The sequence below is a fragment of the Priestia sp. 3CA3 genome (genome assembly GCF_056836725.1).
Genome location: NZ_JBXENJ010000001.1, coordinates 278465 through 304815, shown reverse-complemented (window position 1 = coordinate 304815; position 26351 = coordinate 278465). Strand labels below are relative to the sequence as shown.

Below are 26351 nucleotides of genomic sequence, written 5' to 3'. Positions count from 1 at the left end.
TCTTTGCATGCTTTTTAATATACCGTTTCTTTAAAGAAAAACCCTGTGTCTAACGGGCGGTTAATTGGCTGCAAGCTTTCAATTTCTTCTAACAAATCGTCTTTAACGTTTTCGTATTCTTCACGGTCATCTACACATAAATCAATCGCTTGACGATATTTTTTTGTTACTTCTAAAATATATTGCGGTGACTTTAATACGCCGTCAATTTTAAATACATCTACTTCAGCGTCAATCATTTCGGAAAGCTCATCGATAATGCACATATCATTTGGACTCATAATGTGCGTTCCATTTTCATCTTCGAAAATTGGATACTTATTGTTTCGCTCATTATCAAGTAAAAACATATCTTTTTCTACTTTACGATTTTCAATTTCCATGACTTTTCCTTGATACTCAAAGTAGTTGCCAAGAAGTGAACGTTTCGATTGGAACATACACGTCATGCCATGCACCTGAACTTCAATTTCTACTTCGGCTTTTTCTTTGATATCAATGATGCTATCCATGCTTAGCTCACGAGCAAGAACTGCACGCTTAGCTCCTTTGCGGCCCCAGTAGTTACATGAATACCAGTTTGTTCCCGTTGTTTCAGTACTCCAGTGCATCTTCATTTCTGGAGCTGTTTCACGCACTGCCATTAATACAGCCGGATCTCCAAATACAATCGCATCCACGCTTGCTTCTTTTAAGAATAAAATATATTCATTTAATTCGGCGATTTTATCATTGTGAAATAATCCGTTCATCGCTACGTAGACTTTTGCATCATGCTGATGAGCAATATTTACAGCTTCTACGATATCTTCACGTTTGAATTCACCTGCTAAACGCAAACCGTAGCGCTGTTCACCAACCATAATAGCTGTTGCTCCAGCTTGTAGTAATGATTCGATTTCCGAAACTGCAGTTGGTGTCACTAATAGTTCTGGTTTTTTCATTCTTGGTCACCTCTTTTAATACTAATCGCGATTCCGTCTCCAATAGGGAGAATAGTTGTATAATAATCGGGATGATTCATCAGCCACGTATTGTATGCCTGAATTTTTTTAATTAAGCTACGGCGTCGACGTGTTTCTACTTCCGCCAAATCGGTCGCTACGTGACCTTTAAATAGTACGTTATCCGAAATAATCATTCCTTTAGAAGATAGCATCGGCTCATAATGTTCGAAAAAACGCTGATACTGACCTTTAGCTGCATCGATAAAGACTGCATCATAAGGACCATGACGTTCAATTTCATCTCTAAGCTCAAGTGCATCTCCAAACAACGACACAATTTTATCTTGTTTTCCCGCCCGTTCAATAAACTCTTGCGCTTTTTGGTAACGCTCTTCATTTCGTTCTACCGTAACCACTCGTGCCTCTGGAAGCGCATGGGTGATTCGAATAGACGAATATGCAATCGCTGTTCCAATTTCTAATATATGTTTTGGCTGATGAAGACGAAGAATTTGCAATAGCGTTTCAACACCAATCAATTCCATAATCGGAACGTGATGTTCTTCTGCATAAGCTTCCATTTCTTCAATAAGCTCCTGGCGCTTAGGAATAAGCTTTTCCACATACTGCTCTACGTTTTGTAAAAGCAAAACACTTCCTCCGTTCTCAGAAGTACATTTTACATTATGTTTTCATAACGTTTCATTACTGCAAAATAGTAAGACAACTAGTCTATTATAAGTTTTTTTCGTTTTTACGTAAACCCGATATATTTTAACATAAAAGATGGGGAATGCGAAGTATCGCGATTCCCCAATTTTAAATTTCCAATTATTTTTCGGTATTTTGCTTTTCTTTACCTGTAATATGCTTGGCTTTTTCTTTGTTATGTTCTTCTAACGTTTTGGTAAAAATAACTTTTCCTTCAGGTGTAGCCAAGAAGTATAAATAATCTGTATTGGCTGGATGTAACGCAGCTTTGATTGACATCAATCCAGAGCTGGCAATTGGTCCTGGAGGCAACCCCTTTACTTTATACGTATTGTAAGGAGAGTCCACTTCTAAATGCTTATAGAACACCCGGTCTTTATGCTCTCCTAAGGCATATAATACGGTTGGATCCGTTTGAAGAGGCATGTTTTTTTCAAGGCGATTATAAAAGACGCTGGCAATTTTTTCTCGGTCGACTTTCGCAGTCGCTTCCTCTTCAATTAGAGAAGACATGGTTAACAATTTATGTGCACTGAATTTTTTCTTTTCCATTTGCCCACTGTACTGACCTAATACATTATTTGTTTTCCCTACCATTTTATCCAATATTTCATCTAACGACACATTTTTATCATAAAAATCATACGTAACGGGATATAAATAACCTTCTAGCGGATGTTTAATATCTTTTTGCATCACTTCATCCGTTACTAAATCTGGATACTTTTCTTTCATTTTATTGATGAATGCCTTATCGTCTAGCTTTTTCATGACTTCGTCTTTTGTAAACTTTGTATTTTTAGCAATGATATCAGCAATTTCGACAAGCTGGCGTCCTTCTGGAATGGTGACACGAATATCAGGTTGTTTTGAAACCTCGCCTTTTTCCATTTTTTCAACCATTTCCCCTAAGCTCATGGAAGGAGAAAATAAATACGTTCCAGCTTGAAATCCAGATACATGGGTTAATTTCACGTAATAGCGAAAGGCACTTTTACTTTTAATTAAATCTTCTTTTTTCAATACCGTACCAATCGATTGAACGGAAGAACCTTGTGGAATGGTCACATTTACTTTTTTATTGCTGTTTCGATCCACGGGTGTTAAGCGGGATTGAGCATAGAAAAATGCACCGCCAACAAGTAAAAGAAGTACGATAATTGTAATAAAAATAACTCGTTTTTTCCTTGAACGATTAGGTGGTAAAAATGTTTGTTGCGACAAGCAGCTTCCTGGTTAAATCTACTTCTGTAAAAGAAGATACAACCAGTTTCACCTCTTTTCTTCTTGATTTTTTGTAAGTATGAACAGAGAGGATACATGAGATTGCGATTCATTCGTATCTCCTATAGGTGTGAGATGGTATCGCTTCCTTAAACTATCGCCTCTCCTAAATTTTTTCCATGATTTATGTTATTGTCTGCCCAAAGTCTAGTTTCATCCGTTCAAACAATGAATTCTTTTATTAAAATGCACTCTCACACGCAGGAATTATTATACTACAATTTATCTCATTTTTCGTCATTATCATACAATCTCCCCTAAGAATGCAAGGAAAAACCTTTTTATATCTAAAAAGAACGGCCGCTATGTAAAAAAAAGCTGATAACGATTGTCATCAGCTTTTTCACTATAATTATTCGCCTTCTTCGTCAAGGAATGTGTTAACCATTTCCTCAACCATGTCCCACTCTTCTTCTGTTTCAATCGGTTGAAGCTCGCCGTCTTGACCGTCTTCACTTGGTGTGAAAGCAGATGCATGAATTTCAATTTCTTCTTCATCATCTTGGTCTGCTCCGATTGGATAGTAAATTACATATGATTTGTTATATTGATCAGAATCAAATGTGAATAAAATTTCGCATAGCTGCTCATTTCCATTCTCATCGACGATTGTAATTTTATTTTCTTCTACGCTCATGTTTGCACCTCATTTTATATTGTAAGCTCTTAGCTTAACTTTTTCTTCAGCGAAAAGCAAGCTGTTCAGTTATTTCACTTCCCTTTTACGTACAAAAGAATATGTAAAAGGGAAAGTCATAACTTGTCAGCTTAAGCAAAGCCTGCTGCTTTTCTTATTGCTTGCTGTCTAAGTATCCTTGAAGAATCATAACAGCTGCCATTTTATCGATTACTTTTTTGCGTTTCTTGCGGCTTACGTCGGCAGACAGCAGTACTCGCTCTGCTGCCATCGTTGACAAGCGCTCGTCCCACATCATCGTTTCAATGTTAAGTTTTTCTTTGACGTTGTCAGCAAACTCGATGCACGCTTCGCCTCGAGGGCCAATCGTACCATTCATATTTTTAGGAAGACCCACTACGATTTTCTCTACGGAATATTCGTCAATTAACTGCTGTAAACGAGGATATGATTGCTCCATCTGCTCATCTGCAATTTTAATTGTTTCAATTCCTTGCGCTGTCCATCCCATTTCATCACTAACTGCCACACCAATTGTTTTGGTTCCTACATCTAATCCTAATACGCGCATTTATGAATCCTTTCGATGCTGTTGTAAATAAGATTTAACAAGTTCTTCAATGAGCTCGTCTCGCTCTAACTGGCGAATTGTGTTTCTCGCATCGTTATGACGAGGAATGTAAGCAGGGTCTCCTGATAACAAATACCCAACGATTTGGTTAATCGGGTTGTAGCCTTTTTCTTGCAGTGCGTCATAAACCGTAAACAATACTTCATGTACGTTTGTTTCAGCTGGCTCATCTTGAAAATTAAATTGCATGGTTTTATCAAATGAACTCACGGTCCCACCTCACTCTCTTAATTTGTGAACACATTGTGCACTATGCTAAGTCTTATTTATATTGTACACCAAGAAAGAGGAGAATTAAACGGATTTAACCCATTCTTCTACAGTGCCAAGTGCTTTTTCAATTTGGCTAGCGTCTTTTCCTCCAGCTTGCGCCATGTCAGGGCGTCCGCCTCCGCCTCCGCCGCAAATCGTTGCTACTTCTTTAACAAGTTTGCCAGCATGATGGCCTTTAGCAATTAAATCTTTTGTTACACCTGCAATAATATTTACCTTTTCACCTTGTGGAGAAGCTAATACGATCACAGCAGATTCTAATTTTTGTTTTAAATCATCAACCATTGCACGAAGGTTATTCATATCCGTTGCATTCACTTTTGCTGCTAGGACATTTACACCATTAATGTTTTGTACGCGGTCAACAAGATTGCCAGCTTCAATATTGCCAAGCTTTGTAGATAGTGAATCATTTTCACGCTGAAGATTACGAATTTCTTCTAGTAATCCTTCAACGCGCCCTACTAAATCGCGCGGGTTGGATTTTACTTTTGCCGCAGCTTCTTTTAGTAAACCTACTTGATCATTCATTAACTGATAGGCAGCTTTTCCAGTTACAGCTTCAATACGTCGAGTACCTGCACCGATTCCAGATTCTGATACAATTTTAAATAAACCGATAACAGATGTATTTGGTACGTGACATCCACCACATAATTCTAAGCTGTAGTCGCCTACTTGTACTACGCGCACGATATCTCCGTATTTCTCACCAAATAGCGCCATTGCACCCATCGCTTTTGCTTCGTCAATTGCTTTGTTTTCAATTTGTACAGAGATGCTGTCCCAAATCTTTTCATTAACGATTTGTTCAATTTTCTCAATCTCTTCTTGTGTCACTTGACCAAAGTGAGAGAAGTCAAAGCGCAAGCGATCCGCTGTTACTAAAGAACCCGCTTGATTAACATGCGTTCCTAACGTATCTTTTAATGCTTGATGCAATAAATGCGTTGCCGTATGGTTTTTCACAATTGCACTGCGGTTTTCTTCATCAAGCGTTGCCATGTATGTTTCACCTTTTACAAGCTCGCCGCTTGTTACAGATACCGTTTGGACATTTTGACCATTTGGCGCTTTTTGAACGTCTTTTACTTCCGCTTTTCCTGAAGCACTTTGGATCGTACCTTGGTCCGCAATTTGACCGCCGCTTTCTGCGTAGAATGGCGTGTGGCTTAAAATGACTTGCGCTTCTGTTCCAGCTTCAGCACGGTCAACAAGCTCACCGTCTACAATAATTGCTTCAACAACTGTTTCTACTTCATTTTTATCATAGCCCACAAACTCACTTGCAACCGTTACTTCACCAAGTACGCCGCCTTGAACTTGCATAGAACTAGAATCTTGACGAGCAGCACGCGCACGCTCACGCTGTGCTTCCATTTCACGTTCAAAACCTGCATGATCGATTTTCATGTTCTCATCTTCTGCGTATTCTTCCGTTAATTCAACAGGGAAGCCATACGTATCATATAGACGGAAAACATCTTCGCCTTGTACCGTATCACTGTTTTGCGCTTTTTCTTTTTTAATAACAGTTGCCAAGATAGCTAGTCCGTCATTTAACGTTTCGTGAAAACGTTCTTCTTCATTTTTGACTACGCGCTGGATAAAATCCGTTTTTCCCTTTACTTCCGGATAGAAATCAACCATGATTTCACCTACTACCGGCACTAGGTCGTACATGAACGGACGATTAATGTTTAACTTTTTAGCATAGCGAACTGCTCGGCGTAACAAACGACGCAGCACATACCCGCGGCCTTCATTTGAAGGAAGAGCACCATCACCTACAGCAAATGTTACCGTACGAATGTGGTCAGCAATGACTTTAAATGCCGTATCTTGCTCATCATTTGTACGATATTTAGCGCCTGAAATATTTTCTGTTGCTTCAATAATTGGCATAAACAAATCTGTATCAAAGTTTGTTTGCACATCTTGAATAACAGAAACCATACGCTCTAAGCCCATTCCTGTATCAATATTTTTCTTTGGAAGCGGCGTGTACGTATTATCAGGATTATGATTAAACTGAGAAAATACAAGGTTCCAAATTTCTAAATAACGCTCATTTTCTCCACCTGGATATAATTCGGGATCAGTTAGGTCATTTCCATATGCTTCTCCGCGATCATAAAAGATCTCTGTATTTGGACCACTCGGACCTTCTCCAATATCCCAGAAGTTACCTTCTAAACGAATGATACGCTCTTTAGGCACGCCCATTTTTTCATTCCAGATCTTAAATGCTTCTTCATCTTCAGGGTGAACTGTTACAGATAGCTTATCTGCGTCGAATCCAATCCATTTATCGCTCGTTAAGAATTCCCATGCCCATTGGATTGCTTCTTCTTTGAAATAATCACCGATAGAGAAGTTACCAAGCATTTCAAAAAACGTATGATGGCGAGCCGTTTTACCTACGTTTTCGATATCGTTTGTACGAATAGATTTTTGTGCGTTACAAATACGCGGATTTTGAGGAATAACACGACCATCAAAATATTTTTTTAATGTAGCTACTCCACTGTTAATCCATAATAAAGATGGATCTTCATGCGGAACTAAAGATGCGCTTGGTTCTACATCATGGCCTTTTTCTTTAAAGAAATCTAAATACATTTGACGAACTTGTGCTGACGTCAGTTTTTTCATGATTGGTCCTCCTTTAATACTCTTCTTATTTATAGACAAAAAAATGATGACATAAAAGCATCTATTTTCCCTGTGTCCAAAAGTAATTGCTAGTTATTTGCACACAAAAAAACTCTCATCCCTATAGCAGGGACGAGAGTTGAACTCGCGGTACCACCCTGATTATAAATGCCAAAAGCATTTATCACCTTCATAGCGTTAACGTTGCTGACACGGCAGGTTTTAGCCTGCACTCTGGACTAGCGTTCAGCTGCTCTTTGTTTAGCGCTTCTTTCAGCCAAGGAAGCCCTTCTCTAAAAACCAGTGTGCAACGTACTCGATCCATCATTGTGTTCAAAATATGTAGCGTTTTCTTATGGCGATATTATGACAAATTAACCGCTCTTTGTCAATGTTTGAGCGTATAAGAGCGAATATGCAAAATAGATATTTTAACGACTGCTAAAATTGGCACAGCCAAAATGAGACCCAATACTCCTCCAAACTCTCCTCCTAAAAGGAGCGCAAGCATGATAAACAAAGGATGAATATGAAGGCTCTTTCCTACGATAAGCGGAGACAGCACATTTCCTTCTAGAAACTGCAGCACAAAGATAATAATGACAATGGTAATAACCAACTTTATCGAGATAGTTGCTGCAATAATAGCTGCTGGAACCGCACCAATAATCGGGCCAAAATACGGAATGATATTCGTTACGCCAATAATAAAGCCTAAAAGAAGTGCATAAGGTACATGAAAGAACCAAAGTGCTGCTGTGGCAATCACACCAATAATGAGACAAACAAAAAATTGTCCTCTAATATAATTGCCAAGCGATTCATTCACATCCGATAAAAAACGTTCGCCTGGTTTGTGCCACTTTTTAGGTGTGACATAAGCTGTTGCTTTCTTAATAGAGGAAAAATCCTTCAGCATATAAAAAACAATAAATGGAATAATGATTAAAATCAAAAAAGAGGTAATCAATGATTTTAATCCTTCCGCCACTTTTGTAAGCCACACGTTGAGCGTAGCCTCTACATCATCAATGCTGCCTTCAATTTTCTCATGTACACCGTTTGGAAGTGAAGTTGTACGATCATGAATCGATTCTACCCAATGTCTATATGTATTCGTAAAATGAGGCAGCTGTTCATTTAAATCTTTTACTTGTTCCACAAAAATAGGATACGACTTATAGGCTCCGAACCCGATTCCTCCAAAAAAGATAATGTAGATCAGTAAAATAGCTAGAGGACGAGGCACGCCTTTATCATGCGTTTTTTCAATAAGCGGATGAAGTAAATATGTAATGAATGCTGCAATAAAAAAAGGCAGCAGTGCTTTTAAAAACATGTAAATAACAGGCAGCCATAAAAACTGGACTTTAAAAAAGACTAATACGCACAGCAGTGCTAATAACAGCAGTCCGAATCTATAGAACCATTTGAATGAACTATCTTTCAACGTAAACTCCTCCTCCCTTCTATTTTTTGATAAAGAAAGGAGTTTATACATGCAGTTGTATCTTCTGCCTGCAAAAAAGCACTATTGCAGCTCAGTGCAATAGTGCTTTTTTATTAGTGAATAGCTTTCATCATACGTTTACGCATTTTTTTCATATTTCTTTTTGTAAACATCTCTCGATCATCTGCCATTTTAAATGCATAAGCTCCAAGACCGAAAGCGACTACTGACGGAATGATTCTGCCCATTGCTCTTCCTCCCGGTAAAAAAGAATTAGAAATTGATTGTGCGCTCGTCATCTGAGAACAAATCATCAAGCGAGCTCAATGTTCCATCTTCTTCTACTTGGTGAGTATTAATTTGTCCTTTTGAAATAGTCATTTCAATAAAACAATTCCAGCAGTAATACTGATTTACACCAATTTTGCCAACGTCAATACTTTTACAGTTTGGACATTTAAACAAAGTCGACACCTCTTTATACGTTCTACTTATATAAACGCATTATGTCCACTTTTTTTCACGCCCATACTTTATTTTCTGACAATTAGCAAAGAAGGATGGCAACAAAGGAGTTTATTTAACTCTTTGTTAGCATGCGAAAGGTTACATGAAATCATACGGCGTAACGTTTTCCATCCCAATATTTGCATCTTTCATAAATGGAATTTCGGGATCTTCTATGTCGTTATCCAAGCTTTCTCGAAGCAGGGGCTGTAAATTCGTTTGTCGAACGCTGTCTTCATTCCGGCTGACTCCAAGCTGAAACGCTTCGTCTTCGCCGCATAAAATTAAAAACTGTTTACTTCGCGTAACGGCCGTATAAAGTAAATTGCGTCGCAGCATTCGGTAATAGCTTTTGACAATTGGAAGCACAACAATGGGAAATTCACTTCCCTGCGATTTATGAATGGAACAGCAGTATGCATGAGTTATTTGATTAAAGTCTTGCTTTGTATAAGTTACTTCGTTTCCTTCATATGAAATAACCAGCATATCCTGTTTTTCCGTATTTTCTTTGGCAAAGAAAACTGAGACGATTTCTCCCATATCTCCGTTAAATACGTTGCTATCCGGCTGATTTACAAGCTGCAGCACTTTATCTCCGACTCGGTACGTAATATCTCCGTGCTTAAGCTCTCTTCTTTGCTCAGAAGCCGGGTTAAATAATTCCTGAAGAACTTCATTCAGTTTATCAATCCCTGCAGGACCTTTATACATAGGAGCTAGAACTTGAATATCTTTAGCCGTATAGCCTTTTTTTAACGCATTCCCGCAAACTTGTTGCACGACATTCGTGATGTGCTGTCCTTGACAGCGAATAAAGGAACGATCTCCTTGCTGCCTCGATAAGTCTTCCGGAAGCTTTCCTTTTTTTATTTCATGAGCCAAATCAATAATCGACGACCCTTCCGCTTGCCGGTATACATCTGTCAGACGGACGGTAGGAACTACTTCTGAACTCAGTAAATCTTTTAACACCTGTCCCGGACCTACTGAAGGAAGCTGGTCTTCGTCTCCAACTAAAATAACCTGTAAATTAGCAGGAAGAGACTTAAACAGCTGATGAGCAAGCCACAAATCTACCATCGATACTTCATCCACAATCAATAATTTTCCGTCAATTGGATTCTCCTCATTATGGTCAAATCCTTCTTGTCCGTTCCATTTTAATAATCTGTGAATCGTAACTGCCGGAAGTCCGGTCGCTTCGCTCATTCGTTTAGCAGCGCGTCCAGTAGGTGCCACAAGTAAAACAGGAAAAGCTTCATCTTTTTTATAATCCCCTGGATTTAACGAACATCCGTGAAGTTCTGCATAGAGTTCGACTATTCCTTTAATAACCGTTGTTTTCCCTGTACCTGGTCCACCTGTTAAAAGAAGCATTGGAGACATTAAAGCAGTTTGTATGCCCTTGCGCTGAGACGGTGCATATTGCACGTCTAATCGCTCTTCTAGTTCACCTAAAGCTAGTAAAAATTCTGATTCTGGAAACTGCTCTTCGTATTGCGTTTGGGCCATAATTTTTTGAATAGCTTTAACCAGCCCTTTTTCAGCATAGAAAAGGGGAGGAAAATAAATTTTTTCGTCTTGAATGATAAGCTTTTTGTCTGCTTTTAATGCGTCCACTTCTCTTGTAAGATCCATTTCAGACAGATTCTCATGCCTGCTTTTTCGAAGAAGCTCTGCTGTTTTTCCATACAGCTGATCTGCCGTGACGTATACATGTCCCATTTGATTACATTCTTGCTCAATGACGTATAAAATACCTGCACGCAAACGATCAGGATGGTTGGTTGCCATACCAAGCCTCTTTCCAAGTTCATCGGCCCTGCTAAAACCAATACCTTGAATATCTTCTACGAGCTGATAAGGATTATTTTGAACAATTTCAAGCGCTTCTTGTTTGTACGCTTGGAAAATCTTCATCGAAAGCTGCGGTCCAAACCCGAGGTCTGTCAGCTTTACCATTACTTCTTCTAACCCTTGATGTTCACGAAGCTGCGTTACTAAAGCCTCTGCCTTGTCGGCTGAAAGCCTCGGAACCTCTTTTAGCACGGACTCATTTTGCAAAATACGAAAAATAGCGCGTTCTCCTAGGGCGTCCACAATATTTTCAGCGGTTTTTTTACCGATTCCGTGAAATAAATCGCTTGATAGGTACTGAACAACCCCTTGCCTTGATTGCGGAAGTTCTTTTTTAAACTGCTCAACATGAAATTGCAGACCAAACTTTGGATGCTCTTTGAAGTCCCCGTAAAATGTGTATACTTCATCTTCATTAAGCTTAGGAAAATAGCCTGTAACGACCGTTTCTTTATCTTCAATCTCTAAATTTGTTTTTTTGATCCGTATCCGCGTAACGTTATATAAGTTTTCTTCGTTATGAAAAACCGTTACAATTGACGTGCCGCTTATATAATGACGTTCTGGCTGTGAAGGGTTCACTAGTTCTTCGTTCATGTTATCCTTCCTTTACCCGCTTTCTTAATGTTCTAATGTAGACAGAACTTGTTTAGCATTTGCTGCCATTACGTGATCTGGCTGCACGTTTAAAGCTTCATCTAACATCTCAATTGCTTTGTCCTTATCATCTTTCATGGCATACGCTACGCCCAAATTATAGAAAGCATCGGCATGTTCTGGCTCTTGATTTACTACCTTAAGAAATTCAGCAATCGCTTCATCTACCATTTCGAGCTGTGCTAAACAAAGACCGTACTGAAATTTTGCTTCTACATCATGTTCGTTTAGTTCTACCGCTCGCTGCAGATAAGGCATCGCAAAACGAATTTCTTCCATATGAAACAGCGTTAAACCAAGCATAAAGTAGGCATCGGATGAATCTAAGCCTTTTTTGATTGCTAAATCAAAGTAGTGCTTTGCCTGCTCAAGCTGCTCTGCATTAAAATAAATATTTCCTGCTCCGTAATACGCTGTTGCCGTTTCTTCATCTAATTCAATCGCACGTTCATAAAATTTCAAAGCACGATCCATCTCACTAACAGCCGCTAACAAATTGCCAAAATTCACATACACAATTGGATCTTTTGGATTATCTTCAATTGCTTCTGAAAATGTTTTAGCAGCCTCTTCAAATTTCCCTTCCTGCATATACTGAATTCCTAGCTGATTTTTATCTGTCATTTTTTCGTTCACTCCACTGTTTTAGTTATGATTTAAAAGATTTTCACATCATGAAAATCTAGAATATGTAAGTTATTAGTTTACCCAATAAGTAAAGTATATCATAGAAAAACCTCAGCTATATACAGCTGAGGTTTTTCGTTCTTGCTTATATAAATTATACGTACCAAATTTGCTCTTCTTCTTGAAATACTTTGTCAATAGTTGCTCCGCCAAGACATTCGTCATCTTTGTAAAACACAACTGCTTGACCTGGCGTAATTGCCCGCACGGGTTCAGCAAAAATAACTTTAATTGTATCATCATCGACTTTCTCAACGGTTACTGCTGAATCGGTTTGACGATAGCGGAATTTTGCTGTGCACGTCATTGGTGACGACCAGTCACGGTCGCTTACCCAGCTGACATTTGTTGCTGTAAGAGATGTAGAATAAAGCAGCTCATTGTGAAAGCCTTGATCGACGTATAAAACGTTTTTTTCTAAATCTTTTCCAACTACAAACCAAGGTTCGCCGCTGCCTCCGATACCCAAACCATGGCGTTGACCAATCGTGTAGTACATAAGGCCGTCATGCTTGCCTTTCACTTCGCCGTCAAGCGTTTGCATCACACCTGGCTGAGCAGGAAGATACTGACTTAAAAATTCCTTGAAGTTGCGTTCGCCAATAAAGCAAATACCTGTGCTGTCTTTTTTCGTTGCTGTAGCAAGGCCTGCTTCTTTTGCAATTTCACGCACTTTTGATTTCTCAATTTCTCCAATTGGGAACATTACTTTTGAAAGCTGATCTTGTCCTAATTGATTTAAGAAATACGTTTGATCTTTATTTCCATCTACGCCTCGAAGCATTTTATACTCCCCGTCACGATACGCAACGCGTGCATAATGTCCTGTCGCTAGATAGTCTGCTCCTAGCGTCATTGCATGCTCCAAAAAGGCTTTGAATTTAATTTCTTTATTACACATTACATCAGGATTCGGTGTACGACCTGCTTTATATTCATCTAAAAAGTAGGTAAATACTTTATCCCAATATTGTTTCTCAAAGTTGACTGCATAGTAGGGAATACCAATTTGATTACATACGCGAATAACATCGTTATAATCTTCAGTCGCAGTACAAACGCCGTTTTCATCCGTATCGTCCCAGTTTTTCATAAAGATTCCGATCACATCGTACCCTTGTTGTTTTAATAAAAGAGCTGCTACAGATGAATCAACGCCTCCGCTCATTCCGACTACTACACGTGTATCTTTAGGTGATTTTGTCAACTTCGCCACCTCCGTTTTCTTCATTTTAATTAAATTGTTCGCTAAAAAGCGAAAGAAACGACACAAACCATCAGTGAGGGATGAAGACCCTACTGATGGCTGCTATTTACATCGTTAGTCGCTTAACGATGTTTGCTGTTTGACGTGCGGTTTTTTCAATTTGCTCAGCAGAGTTTCCTAGGCCAAAGCTAAATCGAATAGAAGTTGTTAAACGCTCAGACCCTTTTCCAAACATAGCAACAAGCACATGAGAAGGATCGATTGCTCCCGCTGTGCAAGCTGAACCGCTCGATGCCGCAATTCCTGCTAAGTCTAAATTTACGAGCATCGATTCAACATTTGTTTTTGGAAATGATAAATTTAACACATGTGGCAGAGCATTTTCAAGATGTCCGTTAATTTCAAATGAAATACCTTCTTCTTTCAACACAGCTACCATTATTTCTTTGTATCTTCTATATTCATCTGCACGTGTTTGCAGCGTTTGTTGCGAAATTTTCACAGCTTCTTCAAACCCGACGATACTTGTCATGTTCTCAGTTCCAGCTCGTCGTTTGCGCTCTTGTTCTCCTCCAAATAGCAAAGGAGACAGTGAAACGTGAGCAGCTGCATATAAAAAGCCCATCCCTTTTGGTCCGTTAATTTTATGAGCCGAAACGGATAAAAGATCGACACCTAATTGTTGCACATTTAACGGAATTAATCCATAAGCTTGCACTGCATCCGTGTGGAAATATGCTCCATGCTCTTTTAATAGAACTCCAATTTCTCCAATTGGCTGAATAGCACCTACTTCATTATTTCCAAACATCACCGACACAAGAATTGTTTGATCCGTTAGGGCTGATTTTATTTCATCCACAGATACTTGTCCGTACTCATTAACTGGTAGGTAAGTCACTTCAAAGCCCTGTGTTTCTAAATATTCACACGTATGAAGCACAGCGTGGTGTTCAATTTGCGTGGTAATAATATGATTTCCTTTATGGCGGTTTGCAAGAGCGACTCCGATCAGTGCCATATTATCTGCTTCTGTCCCACCACTTGTAAAAATCAGTTCATTTTCGTGTGCTCCAATACTTGCTGCAATCGTTTGGCGAGCTTCGTCTAAATAGCGTCGACTTTCCCGCCCGTAGTGATGAATACTAGACGGATTTCCAAAGTACTCATGCATAAAAGTCGTCATTTTCTCAACGACTGCTGGATGTATTGGAGACGTTGCTGCATGATCAACATAAATACGTTCCAAAATAAACGCCTCCTAGCTCATTATTAAATATAAAACATATAAGACGCTTGATCATCATCAGAATGATTTGCTAAATCTTCAAGCGTTGTGCTATCTAGCACTTCTTTAACTGCATCTCGAATACGAATCCACAGCTCGCGTTTTGCAGGCTCTTCATCTTCAATTCCTTCTACAGGACTAATAGGACCTTCTAAAACGGAAATAATATCGCCAGAAGTAATGTTAGCAGGTTCATGTGCCAAGATGTAACCTCCATAAGCTCCGCGCACGCTTTTTACAAGCCCAGCGTTACGCAGCGGTGAAATAAGCTGTTCTAAATAATGTTCAGATAAATCATGCGTTTGAGCAATAGTTTTAAGCGAGATAGGACCTTCTCCAAAGCGCTTCGCAAGCTCAATCATAATCGTTAAACCGTAGCGTCCTTTTGTTGAAATTTTCATACGATACACTCCTTCAATACACTTTTTTTATTTATGAAAAAAATAAGACCCTCACGTTGTCACTGAATGCTGTGATGAGTCGTTTTTTACTAAGCTATATGAACTTCTCTATACGCGTTTCTTGCAAATGTAACTGTTGATATTATAACATACTATGCCTATAAGATAAATTTCCACCACCTATTCACCTCTTGTGATACAGTGAAAGAAAAGAAAGGAGAAAAACATGTCTACAAAACCTCTCGCATTTCGAATGCGTCCGACTCATTTAGATGACGTTATCGGGCAGCAGCATTTAGTTGGCAAAGATAAAATGATTTATCGAATGGTAAAAGCAAATCACTTAAGCTCGATGATTTTATATGGGCCTCCAGGCGTCGGGAAAACAACAATTGCCACAGCTATTGCAAAAACAACCAACACGGCGTTTCGTCAGTTAAATGCCGTTGTAAACAATAAAAAAGATATGGAAATTGTCGCCGAAGAGGCCAAAATGTCAGGCAAAGTAATTCTTCTGCTAGATGAAGTTCATCGCCTTGACAAAGCCAAGCAAGACTTTTTGCTTCCTTATTTAGAAAACGGCATGATCATTCTAATCGGAGCGACAACAAGCAATCCTTATCACGCGATTAATCCTGCTATTCGAAGCAGATGCCAAATCTTCGAATTAAAATCTCTTACGCCAGATGATATCAAAATGGCGCTAACAAGAGCACTCAACGACTCATCCAATGGATTTGGGGATAGAAAAATCGTCGTAGAAGATGACGCCATGAACCACTTTGCCAACAGCTGTAACGGTGACGTGCGCTCGGCTTTGAATGCTCTGGAACTAGCTGTTTTATCAACAAGTGAAAGCGATGGTAAAATCGTTATTACCTTACAAACGGCAGAAGAATGTCTGCAGCAAAAGTATTTTTCACATGATAAAAATGGTGACGCTCACTATGATGTATTATCGGCTTTTCAAAAATCGATTCGCGGGAGCGACGTAAATGCCGCTCTTCATTATTTGGGACGGCTAATTGAAGCAGGAGACTTGATCAGCATCAATCGTCGCCTTTTAGTCATTGCCTATGAAGACATTGGACTAGCTGATCCGGATGCCGGCATGAGGACACTAGCAGCTATTCAAGCAACTGAGCGATTAGGACTTCCAGAAGCACGCATCCCGCTTGCAAACGCCGTTATTGAGCTTTGCCTATCACCGAAGTCCAACGCTGCTTACAAAGCATTAGATGAAGCGATAAGTGATATTAAAAAAGGGTTGTCCGGCGACGTTCCCATTCATTTGAAGGATGCTCATTACAAAGGAGCAGAGAACCTTGGACGAGGCGTTGAATATCAATACCCGCATGATTTTGATAACGGATGGGTCCTTCAACAGTATTTACCGGATCGCATCAAAAACAAACAATATTTTCATCCTAAACAAAATGGACAAGAAAAATACTTTTCAAAAGTTTTCAATCGTTTAGAGACATTAAAAAAAGAAAATGGCTGAAACTGTTGCTCAGTTTCAAAGCCATTTTCTTTTTTGTCTTTATCTATTAAGCTGCACTTTTAACGTCTTTTCGTTTTTTCGTTTTTGTTGAACCTTTAAAGTAGCTGTCTAAAAGTTTTGCTACTAAACGAGCGATGATATTAAACAACAGAACCATAATGATTAGAATAGCAGCTGACTTTGTTGCAATCAATCTCGCATCAGGTACAATTCCTTCAGAGTTTAATTTCCAAATGTGGACGGCAAGCGTCTCCGCTGGTCGAAAAATATTAAACGGGTTTACAGGACTCGTTAAGTCGGCATTTGAATTTAACATCGGCGTCGTTAAGCCAGCTGTATAAATCAGCGCAGCTGCCTCTCCAAAGATTCGTCCCGCTGTTAAAATAACGCCCGTGATAATTTGTTGAATCGCTGATGGAATCACTACTTTGACAATTGTTTGCCATTTAGTCGCACCCAAGCCTAAACTCGCTTCTTTTACACTCGCAGGAACAGATGCAATCGCACTTTCACATACGCGCGTTAAACCAGGTAAATTTAAAATTGTAATCACAAGTGCTCCGCCGATAAGCGTATAGCCCCAGCCTGAAAATGTGACGAAAATTAATAATCCAAATAAACCAACTACAATGGACGGTAATGACGCCATTGTCTCAATACATAAGCGGACGAAATTTAGGAAACGACCTTGCTTCGCGTACTCCGCTAAGTAAATTCCGGCTCCTAAACCAAGAGGAATAGAAATGATCAGCGTTAAAACAAGCATGTAAAACGAGTTAAACAGCTGCGGTCCAATACCGCCACCTGCCATCGTATTGCTTGGCTTTCCAAATAAAAAGTTCGGATCCCAAAATCCCCAGCCCTTGGCGATAATTTCAACAACTAAATACACTAATAGCGCCACAACTAGAGCGGCAATGCCATAAAAAATACCTGTCCATATATTATTTACTGTGCGTGCATTTTTGTTTCTCATTGATGAGCACCTCGTTTCCCAATTGCTCGGATAATTAAAATGAACACGAAAGAAATAAGCAGTAAAATCATGGCTAACGTCCACAATGCGTTATTCCATGCCGTTCCGTTTAACGTATTAGACATATCCATTGTTAAAATACCTGTTAATGTTGCCGTTGGGCTGTATAAGCTTTCAGGAAGCTTAACCGTATTTCCGATAACCATTTGAACAGCTAGCGCTTCTCCGAATGCACGGGCAAGCCCTAACACGATACCTGTTAAAATACCTGTTTTAGCAGATGGAATAATAACTCGGCTAATTGCCTGCCATCTTGTTGAACCTAGTCCATAAGAAGCTTCTAAATATTCAGGTGCTACGCTTCGAATTGCATCGTCAGCAATACTTGCAATTGTCGGAAGAATCATGACGCTTAAGACAATAATTCCGGCAATCAAACTAAAGCCCACTCCGCCGAAGTTATCGCGAAGAAGCGGCACTAAAATGGTAACCCCTAAAAGACCGTATACCACTGAAGGAACTCCGACTAAAAGCTCTAAAACCGGTCGTAAAACCGTTGACCCAAATTTAGGCGAAATATAGTTGTTAAAAATGGCAATAGCAATTCCAATTGGAGCACTTATAATAACGGCTCCGATTGATACAAGCATTGAACCCAGAATAAACACAAGTGCCCCGTATTCTTTATTGTTTGGGCTCCATTTTGTTGAAGTCAACATTTCACCGATTGATATATTGCTTTGTAAAAATGACTGTATGCCTTTTTCACAAATAAATACGATAATAGCTAACGTAACAAGTACAATTAAAATACCGCAAAATGTAGAAAGCGTACGGCCAATGTATTCGCTTTTTACATAATTAATGGATTTTTTCCCCTTCATCGCTCTGTCTCCTTACATATTCAGTATATATTCGCTTTTCTTTTTATTTGCTATATACTTTATTAACATTCAAATAGAATAAGACTGACTGTGTTAGTCAGCCCTATTCTTTTTAAAAACACTTTTATTTTTTGAATTCAGTCATTGGGATATAGCCCATATCTTCTACTTGCTTAGCAAAGTCTTTACCAGATACATAATCAATGTACTCTTTTGCACCATCTTTTGGCTCACCGTTTGTAATCATGTACTCATAAGACCAGAACGGATATTTTTTAGAAACAATATTTTCTGTTGTTGGCTCCACACCATCAATATTAAGCATTTTTAAACTTTCTTTTTTATCGCCAATTAAATACGACATAGCAAGGTAACTTACTGCTCCTGGAGTTGAGTTTACTGATTGCTCAACCGCTCCGTTTGAATCTTGAGCTGTACCAACGCTGTCATTTACTTTTGCGTCACCCATTAATGTTTTCTCAAATGTAGCACGTGTACCAGATGATGCTGGACGGTTGATTACGTTAATTTTTTCGTCGTTTCCGCCAACTTCTTTCCAGTTTTTAATTTCACCAGAGAAAACCTTTTGAATTTGCTCTTTTGTTAACGATTCTACTTTTACATCTTTATTTACAACAAGTGCGAACCCAATGCCCGCTACTTTCGTATCGACAAGTTTATCTGCTTTTGATTTATCTTCGATTTTATCGGCTGCTGGAACGTCAGAGTTTCCAATGTCAACTGCTCCTGATGCTACTTGGTTAACACCAGTTCCACTACCTCCACCTTGTACCGTTACTGAAAGGTTTGGATATTTTTCCGTAATTCCATTCGCTGCTTCTTCTGCAAGTGGTTGTAAAGCTGTAGATCCCGCCGCTGTTAACGTACCTGACACTTCTTCTTTGCTGCCCGAACCACTGTCGTTGCTTGCTCCGTCTTTACCACATGCTGCTAGTGCTCCTACCATTAAAAAAGCTGCTAATGTTACTTTAAAACCCTTTGTTTTCATTACATTACCCTCCAATAAATATATGTGTAATTAGTACTAGTCCTTTGTACTCGAACAACAGGTACAAGACACATTATACGAGTAGATTGTTGTCTTTATATGAAGTGAATTTTAAGTTACTGTAAACTTACTTATTTGGGGTTTATTTTTTCTTATTTCTATCAAAACCCTTGATATATAAGACTTTCTGAATATTACTGTAGAAGATACAACAGAAAGAAAGCCAAAACGTAAATTTTATGTAAATAAAGCGTTAAATAAATTTACATAAATCTCTTTTTTTACTACAGTGTAAATTCACCACCAAGCCATATTTTTCAATTTATTAGTACTTTTTATACATATCAAACAGAAGATTCCATCCAAAGCATAAATAGAACAGATATTTCCATAAAAAAAAGAAGGCTGCGATAGCCTTCTTTTTATTGATCACCTACGCGGCGAATCTTAATATTACTTAATAATTCATTGATAACATGACCGCCCATAATTAATCCCGCTACAGATGGAACAAAAGCATTAGAAGATGGGGGCATTTTCGCTTTTCGAATTTGCGCTTGATCGTTTCCTACTTCTTTGCGAACTTCTTCGCGAATAACGATTGGACGTTCATCAGAAAAAACGACGTTAATTCCTTTGCGAATTCCTTCTTTACGCAGACGAGTACGAACCACTTTTGCAATCGGATCTGTATGCGTCTTTGAAATGTCTGCAATTTTAAAACGTGTTGGATCCATTTTATTCGCAGCACCCATACTTGAAATAATCGGAATATCACGTTTTAAACATTCTTTCATTAAATGAATTTTATACGAAATCGTATCGGATGCATCCACTACAAAGTCCGGTTTGTAACTAAAGAACTCTTCATACGTTTCTTCCGTATAAAACATTTGAAGAGAAACGACGTCACAGTCTGGGTTAATATCCAAAATACGCTGTTTCATTAATTCTGTCTTGGGCTGACCTACCGTCGAAAGCAGCGCATGAATTTGACGATTTACGTTTGTAATATCAACATCGTCTTTATCTACAAGAATTAAACGACCTACTCCTGACCGAGCCAAAGCCTCAGCAGAAAACGACCCTACTCCTCCTATCCCTAAAATAGCAACCGTGCTGCCTTTTAAAGTAGCTAACCCTTCTTTTCCTATCGCCAGTTCATTACGCGAAAACTGATGCAACATGTTAAAACACTCCTCTATTAAATACACCAACGTGTATGATTAATTCAAATAAACAACGAAATTGACTATACCATATTTTTAGCAAAACGAACATGAGCATTCGTTATTTCTCCATAAAAAAACTCTATGCAAATCATTACATAGAGGATTTCTTATATGTATGCTAGTCCCGATCGTGCCGTCTCGAGTGCCTTCGTTTTGAACCCGCTCTCGGCAGGTGGGTGCTCTGCTTTAACCATTGTAAGTCCTCGAGATGAGGCATGTACGCTCGTTAAAAACTCCGAGCTCCCAAGCAAAAAATTGTTCGGTCAAAACTGGATTAAGGACGAACACATCAGGACTATTTAGTTCTTGAAAGTATCTTATCACAGAAAAAATCACTTTGCAATTAATAAGTAAAACAAAAAAAATCGAGCCTGTCGTGCTCCAGTGACAGGCTCGATTTAACAGATGGTTTAATCGATTACGCTTCTGTTTTTTGCTTTTTTACCTGCAAATGCAGCTCGTCTAATTGCGCTTCACTTACTTCACCAGGTGCGTTTGTTAATAGACAGCTTGCACTTGCTGTTTTAGGGAAGGCAATTGTATCGCGCAAGTTTGTACGTCCTGCTAAAAGCATAACCAAACGGTCAAGACCTAACGCAATTCCGCCGTGAGGAGGAGTACCGTATTCAAATGCTTCAAGTAAGAAACCGAACTGCTCATATGCTTCTTCTAATGTAAATCCAAGCGTTTTAAACATTTTTTCTTGAATATCACGCTCATAAATACGTAAAGATCCTCCGCCAAGTTCGTAACCATTCAACACTAAGTCATATGCTTGTGCACGGACTTGTCCAGGATCGCTTTCTAACATTGGTAAATCTTCACGAACTGGCATTGTGAATGGATGATGAGCCGCGTAGTAACGGTTGTCTTCTTCGTCATGCTCAAGAAGAGGCCAATCTGTTACCCATAGGAAGTTAAATTTCGTTTCATCAATAATCCCTTGTTCTTTTGCAAGCTTTAGACGAAGAGCGCCAAGTGCATCTGCTACAACTGACTTTTTATCAGCTACAAATAAAAGTAAATCTCCTTCTTCCGTTTGAAGAGCTTCAGCAAATTGCTTTTGCTCATCTTCGTTGAAGAATTTTGCAATAGGTCCTTTTAAGCCGTCTGCTTCAACTTTCAGCCATGCTAACCCTTTAGCACCGTAAATTTTCACGAACTCTGTTAAAGCATCGATATCTTTACGTGAATAGCTAGAAGCGGCACCTTTTACGTTAATCGCTTTTACTTCTCCGCCGTTTTCAACTGCTGCGCTAAATACTTTAAACCCGCAGTCTTTCACAAGCTCTGATAAGTTGACTAGCTCCATTTCAAAACGTGTATCCGGCTTATCTGAACCATAGCGGCTCATCGCTTCATCATATGACATGCGCGGGAAAGGCGTCGTTACATCTAAATCTTTTACGCGCTTCATTACTTTAGACATCATTTCTTCCGTCATTGTCATGATGTCCTCTTGAGATAAAAATGATGTTTCAATATCGATTTGAGTAAATTCAGGCTGACGATCTGCACGCAAGTCCTCATCGCGGAAGCAGCGAGCAATTTGATAATAACGCTCAACTCCGCTTACCATTAACAGCTGCTTAAAGATTTGCGGTGATTGAGGAAGAGCATAAAACTCACCTTCGTGTACGCGGCTCGGCACAAGATAATCACGTGCACCTTCTGGCGTGCTTTTTGTTAAAATAGGTGTTTCAACATCTAAAAAGTCATTTTGATCTAAGAAGTCGCGAATTGTTTTTGTAATGTCATTGCGCATTTTAAGCGTGTTAAACATTTCAGAACGTCGAAGATCTAAATAACGATATTTTAATCGAACATCTTCTGATACTTCCGTTTGATCCGCAATGGCAAAAGGAGGTGTTTTGGCTTTATTCAACACCGTAATTTGCTCAGCGTGAACTTCAATTTTACCTGTTTTTAAGTTCGGGTTAACGGTTCCCTCTTCACGAGCTACAACAGTTCCCTGCACTTCCAGTACGAATTCATTACGTACATCTTCAGCAATTTTTAGCGCTTCAGCAGATTTTTCAGGATTAAATACAACTTGCACAACTCCGCCGCGGTCGCGTAAATCAATAAAAATTAATCCCCCTAAATCACGGCGCTTTTGAACCCATCCTTTTAATAGAACTGTTTCGCCAGTTGCTTGTTCTGTTACATCTCCACAGTAGTATGAACGTTTTGTCATCATGGTTCCCCCTTATACTTGTTCCTGCAAATAGCTAACCAATTGATCAATTGATACTTCTTGCTGTTCGCCAGATTCCATATTCTTTACGTTTACAATTTGTTTTGCTAGCTCATCTTCACCTAGAACAACAACAAATTTTGCTTGTACACGATCGGCTGCTTTGAACTGAGCTTTCATTTTTTTATCTTGATAATCTTTATCTGCTACAAAACCTGCACGTCGAAGCGTATTTACAATTGAAACAGATTTTTCTTTCGCCTCATCGCCCATTGTCACTACATAGCAATCTACGCCAGTTTCTACCGGAAGCTCAATTCCTTCTGCTTCCAATGCAGATAATAAACGTTCAATGCTTAAAGCGAATCCGATACCTGGTGTTTCAGGTCCGCCGATTTCTTGAATCAGCCCATTATAACGGCCTCCGCCGCAAAGAGTTGTAATGGCGCCAAATCCTTCTGCTTCACTCATTAGTTCAAATGCTGTGTGATTATAATAATCTAACCCGCGTACTAGCGTCGGATCTACAACATAGTCAATGTCTAAATCGGTTAAGTACTGCTGTACTTTTTCAAAATATTCTTTTGAATAGTCGTTTAAATAATCAAGAATAGACGGCGCTGTAGCCATCAGTTCATGGTCACGATCTTTTTTACAATCTAAAATACGAAGAGGATTTTTCTCCAATCGGCTTTGACAGTCGCTGCAAAACTCTCCGATGCGAGGTGCAAAGTGATCGATAAGTGCTTGACGGTGAGCTTGACGACTTTCTGTATCTCCTAAACTGTTAACAACCAGCTTTAATTTTTTTAATCCAAGCGATTGGTAAAAGCTCATTAACAGGGCAAGAACTTCAGCGTCGATAGCTGGATCATTTACCCCTAATGCTTCTACGCCAAACTGAACGAATTGACGGAAACGTCCCGCTTGAGGTCGTTCATAACGAAACATAGGACCGATATAAAACAGCTTTGTTGGCTGCGTTGGATTTCCAAACATTTTATTTGAAACAAATGATCGTCCAACTGCAGCTGTTCCTTCTGGACGAAGTGTTAAGCTGCGGTCGCCTCGATCCTTAAATGTGTACATTTCTTTTTGCACGATATCCGTTGTTTCTCCCACTCCGCGCAAAAATAATTCAGTGTGTTCAAACATTGGTGTACGAATTTCTTGGTAGTTGAACGCACGGCAGATTTCTCTTGCTCGCTGTTCAACAAACTGCCAATATTCTACTTTGCCCGGTAAAATATCTTGTGTGCCTCTAGGTATTTGAACTGACATAACGTGATATGCCTCCTATATTTAAAATTTACAATACAAAAAAACTCTCGCCTCTACTATTTTTCCATAGTAGGGACGAGAGTTAATCTCACGTGGTACCACCCTAATTGAAACATATGACATGTTTCCACTCATTTCGTTAACGCACGAACACGTTCATCTCCTACTAAGTTTCCCTTTTCAGAGTGAAGCCTCCTGAGTGTTCTTTCATAAAGTCATCATGTAGAAATGCTTTCAGCCTAAGACATTTCCTCTCTAGCCATGTGTCATCTTTACTACTTTTCTCGATCTTTGGCTTATCAATATAAAAATGTTATACATTCATTTTAATTTAGCAATTGCTTTCTATATTACGAATGAAATGAGCAGTTGTCAAGCACCTTTCATGTTAAGAGCGGTCTAATTGTTTTCTTAGTTTCTGAATATCTCGAAGCGTTAAACCAAATTCAGAAGCCAATTCAAGGGATGAAGCTTCACTTTCTCTATCAATAAAATCATGAAAATGAATGCCAAATACCGGATTTACCTGCTGAAATGATTGTTCACCTTTTTCACTAAACTTCATCGTTTCTTCCTCCCTGCCTACACTTACTTATCCTTTTATTAGCATTGCCCAAAAAAGATGTTTTTACATAAGAGAAAGGATTTTTTTTCTTTTCATCGAATACTCTATTTTGTTATAAAAAGGAGGTCTATCTATTCGCCATCTTAACATGAAGTCTGTATCTGTTTTGGCTGCAAGTATCCTTTTGTTACTGTGCTCTTCCTCATTTGAGCGCCCCAATGTACCGGTGCATCAACCCATTGTTGTAACAGCTGACTCTCTTCATGTACGCAGCGGTCCAGGACGTTCATTTTCAATTACAAATAAATTGACGAAGAATACAAGACTATCCGTTTCAGACCGTCAAGGAGATTGGTATTATGTAGAAAGCTCGGGTATTCAAGGCTGGGTGTTTAAAAAATTCACGAAAATCGTAGCGCTCCGCAGCGTTCAGCCTAGCATGCAAGTAGCGCAGCGCCAGCCTGTTTATACGCTGAGTAAAAGCTTGCAGCACCTAAAGGGCAAAACCATTATTATTGATGCAGGCCATGGAGGAAAAGACAAAGGAGCCATCGGCACACAGGGCACATATGAAAAAGATCTCACTCTCCGAACAGCGCTGATTTTACAAAACAAACTTCAAAAAGAAGGCGCACACGTCATTTTAACCCGCACCCGTGATGAGTACGTTCTGCTTTCACAGCGCACGCTGCAATCGACTAAAGCAGATGCTTTTATAAGCGTTCATTACAACAGTACGAACAGCTCACAGCTAACTGGCCTTATGACGTATTATTATCATCAGCATCAGGACAGTCCACTCACACATTCTATTCATCAGTCACTCATTGAACATGCAAAATTGAAAGACAAAGGAGAACGATTTGGAAACTATTATGTTCTTCGCGAAAATACACGTCCGAGTACATTAATTGAACTGGGCTTTTTAAGCAACGAACGGGAAGAAACGTATATTAATTCCATCAGTTATCAGCAAATGATTACATCCGCTATCGCTGAAGGATTAAATCACTACTTTCAAAACAAAGAAAAAACGCAGACTCATCTGTGAGCCTGCGTTTTTTCTTTGCTTTCTACAATAAGTGTGACCGGTCCGTCATTCGTAAATGATACGTCCATCATTTCGCCAAATGCGCCGGTTTCTACTCGAATATTTTTTCCTGCTAATACTTTATTAAAATAGTTGTAAATCGTTACAGCATGATCTGGCCTAGCAGCTTCCATAAAGTTTGGTCTTCTGCCTTTTCGGCAATCTCCGTAAAGCGTAAATTGAGATACCGATAAAATTTCTCCTTCTACATCTAGAAGCGACAAATTCATTTTGCCAGACTCATCTTCAAACACTCGCAAATTTACAATTTTGTCTGCTACATACTCTGCATCGGCTTCAGTATCCTCATGGGTAATACCGACTAAAAGCATATATCCGTGCTCAATCTCGCCGACCGTCTCGCCTGCAACAGTTACTTTTGCACTCTTTGCTCTTTGTACGACTACTCTCATGTATA

The 26351-nt window shown here is 39.2% G+C and carries 25 protein-coding genes, 1 other RNA gene and 1 other annotated feature; of the genes, 2 read left to right on the top strand and 24 right to left on the bottom strand.

Translation table 11 applies throughout. The features are described from left to right. Window positions 1–14: 14 nt before the first annotated feature. From AC1VNJ_RS01485 to cymR, 15 genes are all read right to left on the bottom strand, one after another. Complete coding sequence (locus AC1VNJ_RS01485; RefSeq protein WP_028411677.1) at window positions 15–944, bottom strand: peptidase U32 family protein; 930 nt, start codon at window positions 942–944, stop codon at window positions 15–17. Next, window positions 941–1597, bottom strand: a complete 657-nt coding sequence (locus AC1VNJ_RS01480; protein ID WP_028411678.1) for an O-methyltransferase — start codon at window positions 1595–1597, stop codon at window positions 941–943. Before AC1VNJ_RS01480 ends, AC1VNJ_RS01485 begins: the two co-directional genes overlap by 4 nt. A gap of 181 nt (window positions 1598–1778) precedes the next feature. After that, window positions 1779–2882 carry an endolytic transglycosylase MltG gene (gene mltG / locus AC1VNJ_RS01475; RefSeq protein ID WP_028411679.1) on the bottom strand — a complete coding sequence of 368 codons (1104 nt, stop codon included), beginning with the start codon at window positions 2880–2882 and terminating at the stop codon, window positions 1779–1781. A 412-nt stretch (window positions 2883–3294) separates the two neighbouring features. Further along, complete coding sequence (locus AC1VNJ_RS01470; protein WP_013059285.1) at window positions 3295–3579, bottom strand: DUF1292 domain-containing protein; 285 nt, start codon at window positions 3577–3579, stop codon at window positions 3295–3297. 154 nt (window positions 3580–3733) lie between these two features. After that, the gene (gene ruvX / locus AC1VNJ_RS01465; protein WP_013059286.1) at window positions 3734–4150 is read right to left on the bottom strand and encodes a Holliday junction resolvase RuvX; all 417 of its coding nucleotides are present in this window, start codon (window positions 4148–4150) and stop codon (window positions 3734–3736) included. Beyond that, window positions 4151–4420, bottom strand: a complete 270-nt coding sequence (locus AC1VNJ_RS01460) for an IreB family regulatory phosphoprotein (RefSeq protein ID WP_013059287.1) — start codon at window positions 4418–4420, stop codon at window positions 4151–4153. Window positions 4421–4504: 84 nt separating this feature from the next. Beyond that, a complete protein-coding gene (alaS, locus tag AC1VNJ_RS01455) occupies window positions 4505–7138 on the bottom strand; it encodes an alanine--tRNA ligase (protein ID WP_482640261.1) in 2634 nt (877 codons plus the stop codon). Window positions 7139–7526: 388 nt separating this feature from the next. Beyond that, complete coding sequence (locus tag AC1VNJ_RS01450) at window positions 7527–8588, bottom strand: AI-2E family transporter (protein WP_028411681.1); 1062 nt, start codon at window positions 8586–8588, stop codon at window positions 7527–7529. 113 nt (window positions 8589–8701) lie between these two features. After that, on the bottom strand, window positions 8702–8836 hold the full coding sequence (locus tag AC1VNJ_RS01445) for a YrzQ family protein (protein ID WP_013059291.1): 135 nt from the start codon (window positions 8834–8836) through the stop codon (window positions 8702–8704). 25 nt (window positions 8837–8861) lie between these two features. After that, on the bottom strand, window positions 8862–9053 hold the full coding sequence (locus AC1VNJ_RS01440) for a hypothetical protein (RefSeq protein WP_013059292.1): 192 nt from the start codon (window positions 9051–9053) through the stop codon (window positions 8862–8864). A 141-nt stretch (window positions 9054–9194) separates the two neighbouring features. Then, window positions 9195–11552 carry an SF1B family DNA helicase RecD2 gene (recD2, locus tag AC1VNJ_RS01435; RefSeq protein ID WP_033579666.1) on the bottom strand — a complete coding sequence of 786 codons (2358 nt, stop codon included), beginning with the start codon at window positions 11550–11552 and terminating at the stop codon, window positions 9195–9197. 24 nt (window positions 11553–11576) lie between these two features. Next, window positions 11577–12236 carry a tetratricopeptide repeat protein gene (locus tag AC1VNJ_RS01430; protein ID WP_013085089.1) on the bottom strand — a complete coding sequence of 220 codons (660 nt, stop codon included), beginning with the start codon at window positions 12234–12236 and terminating at the stop codon, window positions 11577–11579. 157 nt (window positions 12237–12393) lie between these two features. Further along, window positions 12394–13506, bottom strand: coding sequence for a tRNA 2-thiouridine(34) synthase MnmA (gene mnmA / locus AC1VNJ_RS01425; protein WP_028411683.1), 1113 nt, complete (start codon window positions 13504–13506; stop codon window positions 12394–12396). 106 nt (window positions 13507–13612) lie between these two features. Further along, on the bottom strand, window positions 13613–14755 hold the full coding sequence (locus AC1VNJ_RS01420) for a cysteine desulfurase family protein (protein ID WP_028411684.1): 1143 nt from the start codon (window positions 14753–14755) through the stop codon (window positions 13613–13615). A 23-nt stretch (window positions 14756–14778) separates the two neighbouring features. After that, window positions 14779–15195, bottom strand: a complete 417-nt coding sequence (cymR, locus tag AC1VNJ_RS01415) for a cysteine metabolism transcriptional regulator CymR (protein WP_013059297.1) — start codon at window positions 15193–15195, stop codon at window positions 14779–14781. A gap of 226 nt (window positions 15196–15421) precedes the next feature. Between cymR and AC1VNJ_RS01410 the strand changes: the two genes are divergently transcribed. Beyond that, window positions 15422–16699, top strand: coding sequence for a replication-associated recombination protein A (locus AC1VNJ_RS01410; RefSeq protein WP_033579665.1), 1278 nt, complete (start codon window positions 15422–15424; stop codon window positions 16697–16699). 46 nt (window positions 16700–16745) lie between these two features. On the opposite strand, the gene pstA is transcribed toward AC1VNJ_RS01410, so the two are convergent. From pstA to AC1VNJ_RS01370, 8 genes are all read right to left on the bottom strand, one after another. After that, window positions 16746–17675: a phosphate ABC transporter permease PstA gene (pstA, locus tag AC1VNJ_RS01405; RefSeq protein WP_025750576.1), complete on the bottom strand. Its 930-nt coding sequence runs from the start codon at window positions 17673–17675 to the stop codon at window positions 16746–16748. Continuing rightward, window positions 17672–18559: a phosphate ABC transporter permease subunit PstC gene (gene pstC / locus AC1VNJ_RS01400; protein ID WP_013059300.1), complete on the bottom strand. Its 888-nt coding sequence runs from the start codon at window positions 18557–18559 to the stop codon at window positions 17672–17674. The genes pstA and pstC overlap by 4 nt, the downstream gene beginning before the upstream one ends. A 124-nt stretch (window positions 18560–18683) precedes the next feature. Then, window positions 18684–19568, bottom strand: a complete 885-nt coding sequence (locus AC1VNJ_RS01395) for a phosphate ABC transporter substrate-binding protein PstS family protein (protein WP_482640260.1) — start codon at window positions 19566–19568, stop codon at window positions 18684–18686. A 422-nt stretch (window positions 19569–19990) separates the two neighbouring features. Further along, window positions 19991–20755 carry a tRNA threonylcarbamoyladenosine dehydratase gene (locus AC1VNJ_RS01390; protein WP_028411687.1) on the bottom strand — a complete coding sequence of 255 codons (765 nt, stop codon included), beginning with the start codon at window positions 20753–20755 and terminating at the stop codon, window positions 19991–19993. Window positions 20756–20917: 162 nt separating this feature from the next. Then, window positions 20918–21099: non-coding RNA, 6S RNA (ssrS, locus tag AC1VNJ_RS01385), on the bottom strand. A 119-nt stretch (window positions 21100–21218) separates the two neighbouring features. Further along, on the bottom strand, window positions 21219–22997 hold the full coding sequence (aspS, locus tag AC1VNJ_RS01380) for an aspartate--tRNA ligase (protein ID WP_013059303.1): 1779 nt from the start codon (window positions 22995–22997) through the stop codon (window positions 21219–21221). Between the two features lie 12 nt (window positions 22998–23009). After that, complete coding sequence (gene hisS, locus AC1VNJ_RS01375; protein WP_098112960.1) at window positions 23010–24278, bottom strand: histidine--tRNA ligase; 1269 nt, start codon at window positions 24276–24278, stop codon at window positions 23010–23012. Between the two features lie 68 nt (window positions 24279–24346). After that, window positions 24347–24579, bottom strand: a binding site (T-box leader). An 87-nt stretch (window positions 24580–24666) separates the two neighbouring features. After that, window positions 24667–24843 carry a hypothetical protein gene (locus AC1VNJ_RS01370; RefSeq protein ID WP_013059305.1) on the bottom strand — a complete coding sequence of 59 codons (177 nt, stop codon included), beginning with the start codon at window positions 24841–24843 and terminating at the stop codon, window positions 24667–24669. A gap of 166 nt (window positions 24844–25009) precedes the next feature. Here AC1VNJ_RS01370 and AC1VNJ_RS01365 point away from each other — a divergent pair, with 166 nt between their 5' ends. Beyond that, a complete protein-coding gene (locus AC1VNJ_RS01365; RefSeq protein ID WP_328170661.1) occupies window positions 25010–25894 on the top strand; it encodes an N-acetylmuramoyl-L-alanine amidase family protein in 885 nt (294 codons plus the stop codon). On the opposite strand, the gene dtd is transcribed toward AC1VNJ_RS01365, so the two are convergent. Then, on the bottom strand, window positions 25885–26346 hold the full coding sequence (gene dtd / locus AC1VNJ_RS01360; protein ID WP_098112962.1) for a D-aminoacyl-tRNA deacylase: 462 nt from the start codon (window positions 26344–26346) through the stop codon (window positions 25885–25887). The genes AC1VNJ_RS01365 and dtd overlap by 10 nt on opposite strands. Between the last annotated feature and the right edge of the window lie 5 nt (window positions 26347–26351).

Coding starts and splice junctions, on each gene's coding strand:
- AC1VNJ_RS01485 (WP_028411677.1), bottom strand. CDS start 944: ATGAAAAAACCAGAACTATTAGTGACACCAACTGCAGTTTCGGAAATC.
- AC1VNJ_RS01470 (WP_013059285.1), bottom strand. CDS start 3,579: ATGAGCGTAGAAGAAAATAAAATTACAATCGTCGATGAGAATGGAAAT.
- ruvX (WP_013059286.1), bottom strand. CDS start 4,150: ATGCGCGTATTAGGATTAGATGTAGGAACCAAAACAATTGGTGTGGCA.
- alaS (WP_482640261.1), bottom strand. CDS start 7,138: ATGAAAAAACTGACGTCAGCACAAGTTCGTCAAATGTATTTAGATTTC.
- AC1VNJ_RS01445 (WP_013059291.1), bottom strand. CDS start 8,836: ATGGGCAGAATCATTCCGTCAGTAGTCGCTTTCGGTCTTGGAGCTTAT.
- recD2 (WP_033579666.1), bottom strand. CDS start 11,552: ATGAACGAAGAACTAGTGAACCCTTCACAGCCAGAACGTCATTATATA.
- AC1VNJ_RS01430 (WP_013085089.1), bottom strand. CDS start 12,236: ATGACAGATAAAAATCAGCTAGGAATTCAGTATATGCAGGAAGGGAAA.
- cymR (WP_013059297.1), bottom strand. CDS start 15,195: ATGAAAATTTCAACAAAAGGACGCTACGGTTTAACGATTATGATTGAG.
- AC1VNJ_RS01410 (WP_033579665.1), top strand. CDS start 15,422: ATGTCTACAAAACCTCTCGCATTTCGAATGCGTCCGACTCATTTAGAT.
- pstA (WP_025750576.1), bottom strand. CDS start 17,675: ATGAGAAACAAAAATGCACGCACAGTAAATAATATATGGACAGGTATT.
- pstC (WP_013059300.1), bottom strand. CDS start 18,559: ATGAAGGGGAAAAAATCCATTAATTATGTAAAAAGCGAATACATTGGC.
- AC1VNJ_RS01395 (WP_482640260.1), bottom strand. CDS start 19,568: ATGAAAACAAAGGGTTTTAAAGTAACATTAGCAGCTTTTTTAATGGTA.
- AC1VNJ_RS01390 (WP_028411687.1), bottom strand. CDS start 20,755: ATGTTGCATCAGTTTTCGCGTAATGAACTGGCGATAGGAAAAGAAGGG.
- aspS (WP_013059303.1), bottom strand. CDS start 22,997: ATGACAAAACGTTCATACTACTGTGGAGATGTAACAGAACAAGCAACT.
- hisS (WP_098112960.1), bottom strand. CDS start 24,278: ATGTCAGTTCAAATACCTAGAGGCACACAAGATATTTTACCGGGCAAA.
- AC1VNJ_RS01370 (WP_013059305.1), bottom strand. CDS start 24,843: ATGAAGTTTAGTGAAAAAGGTGAACAATCATTTCAGCAGGTAAATCCG.
- dtd (WP_098112962.1), bottom strand. CDS start 26,346: ATGAGAGTAGTCGTACAAAGAGCAAAGAGTGCAAAAGTAACTGTTGCA.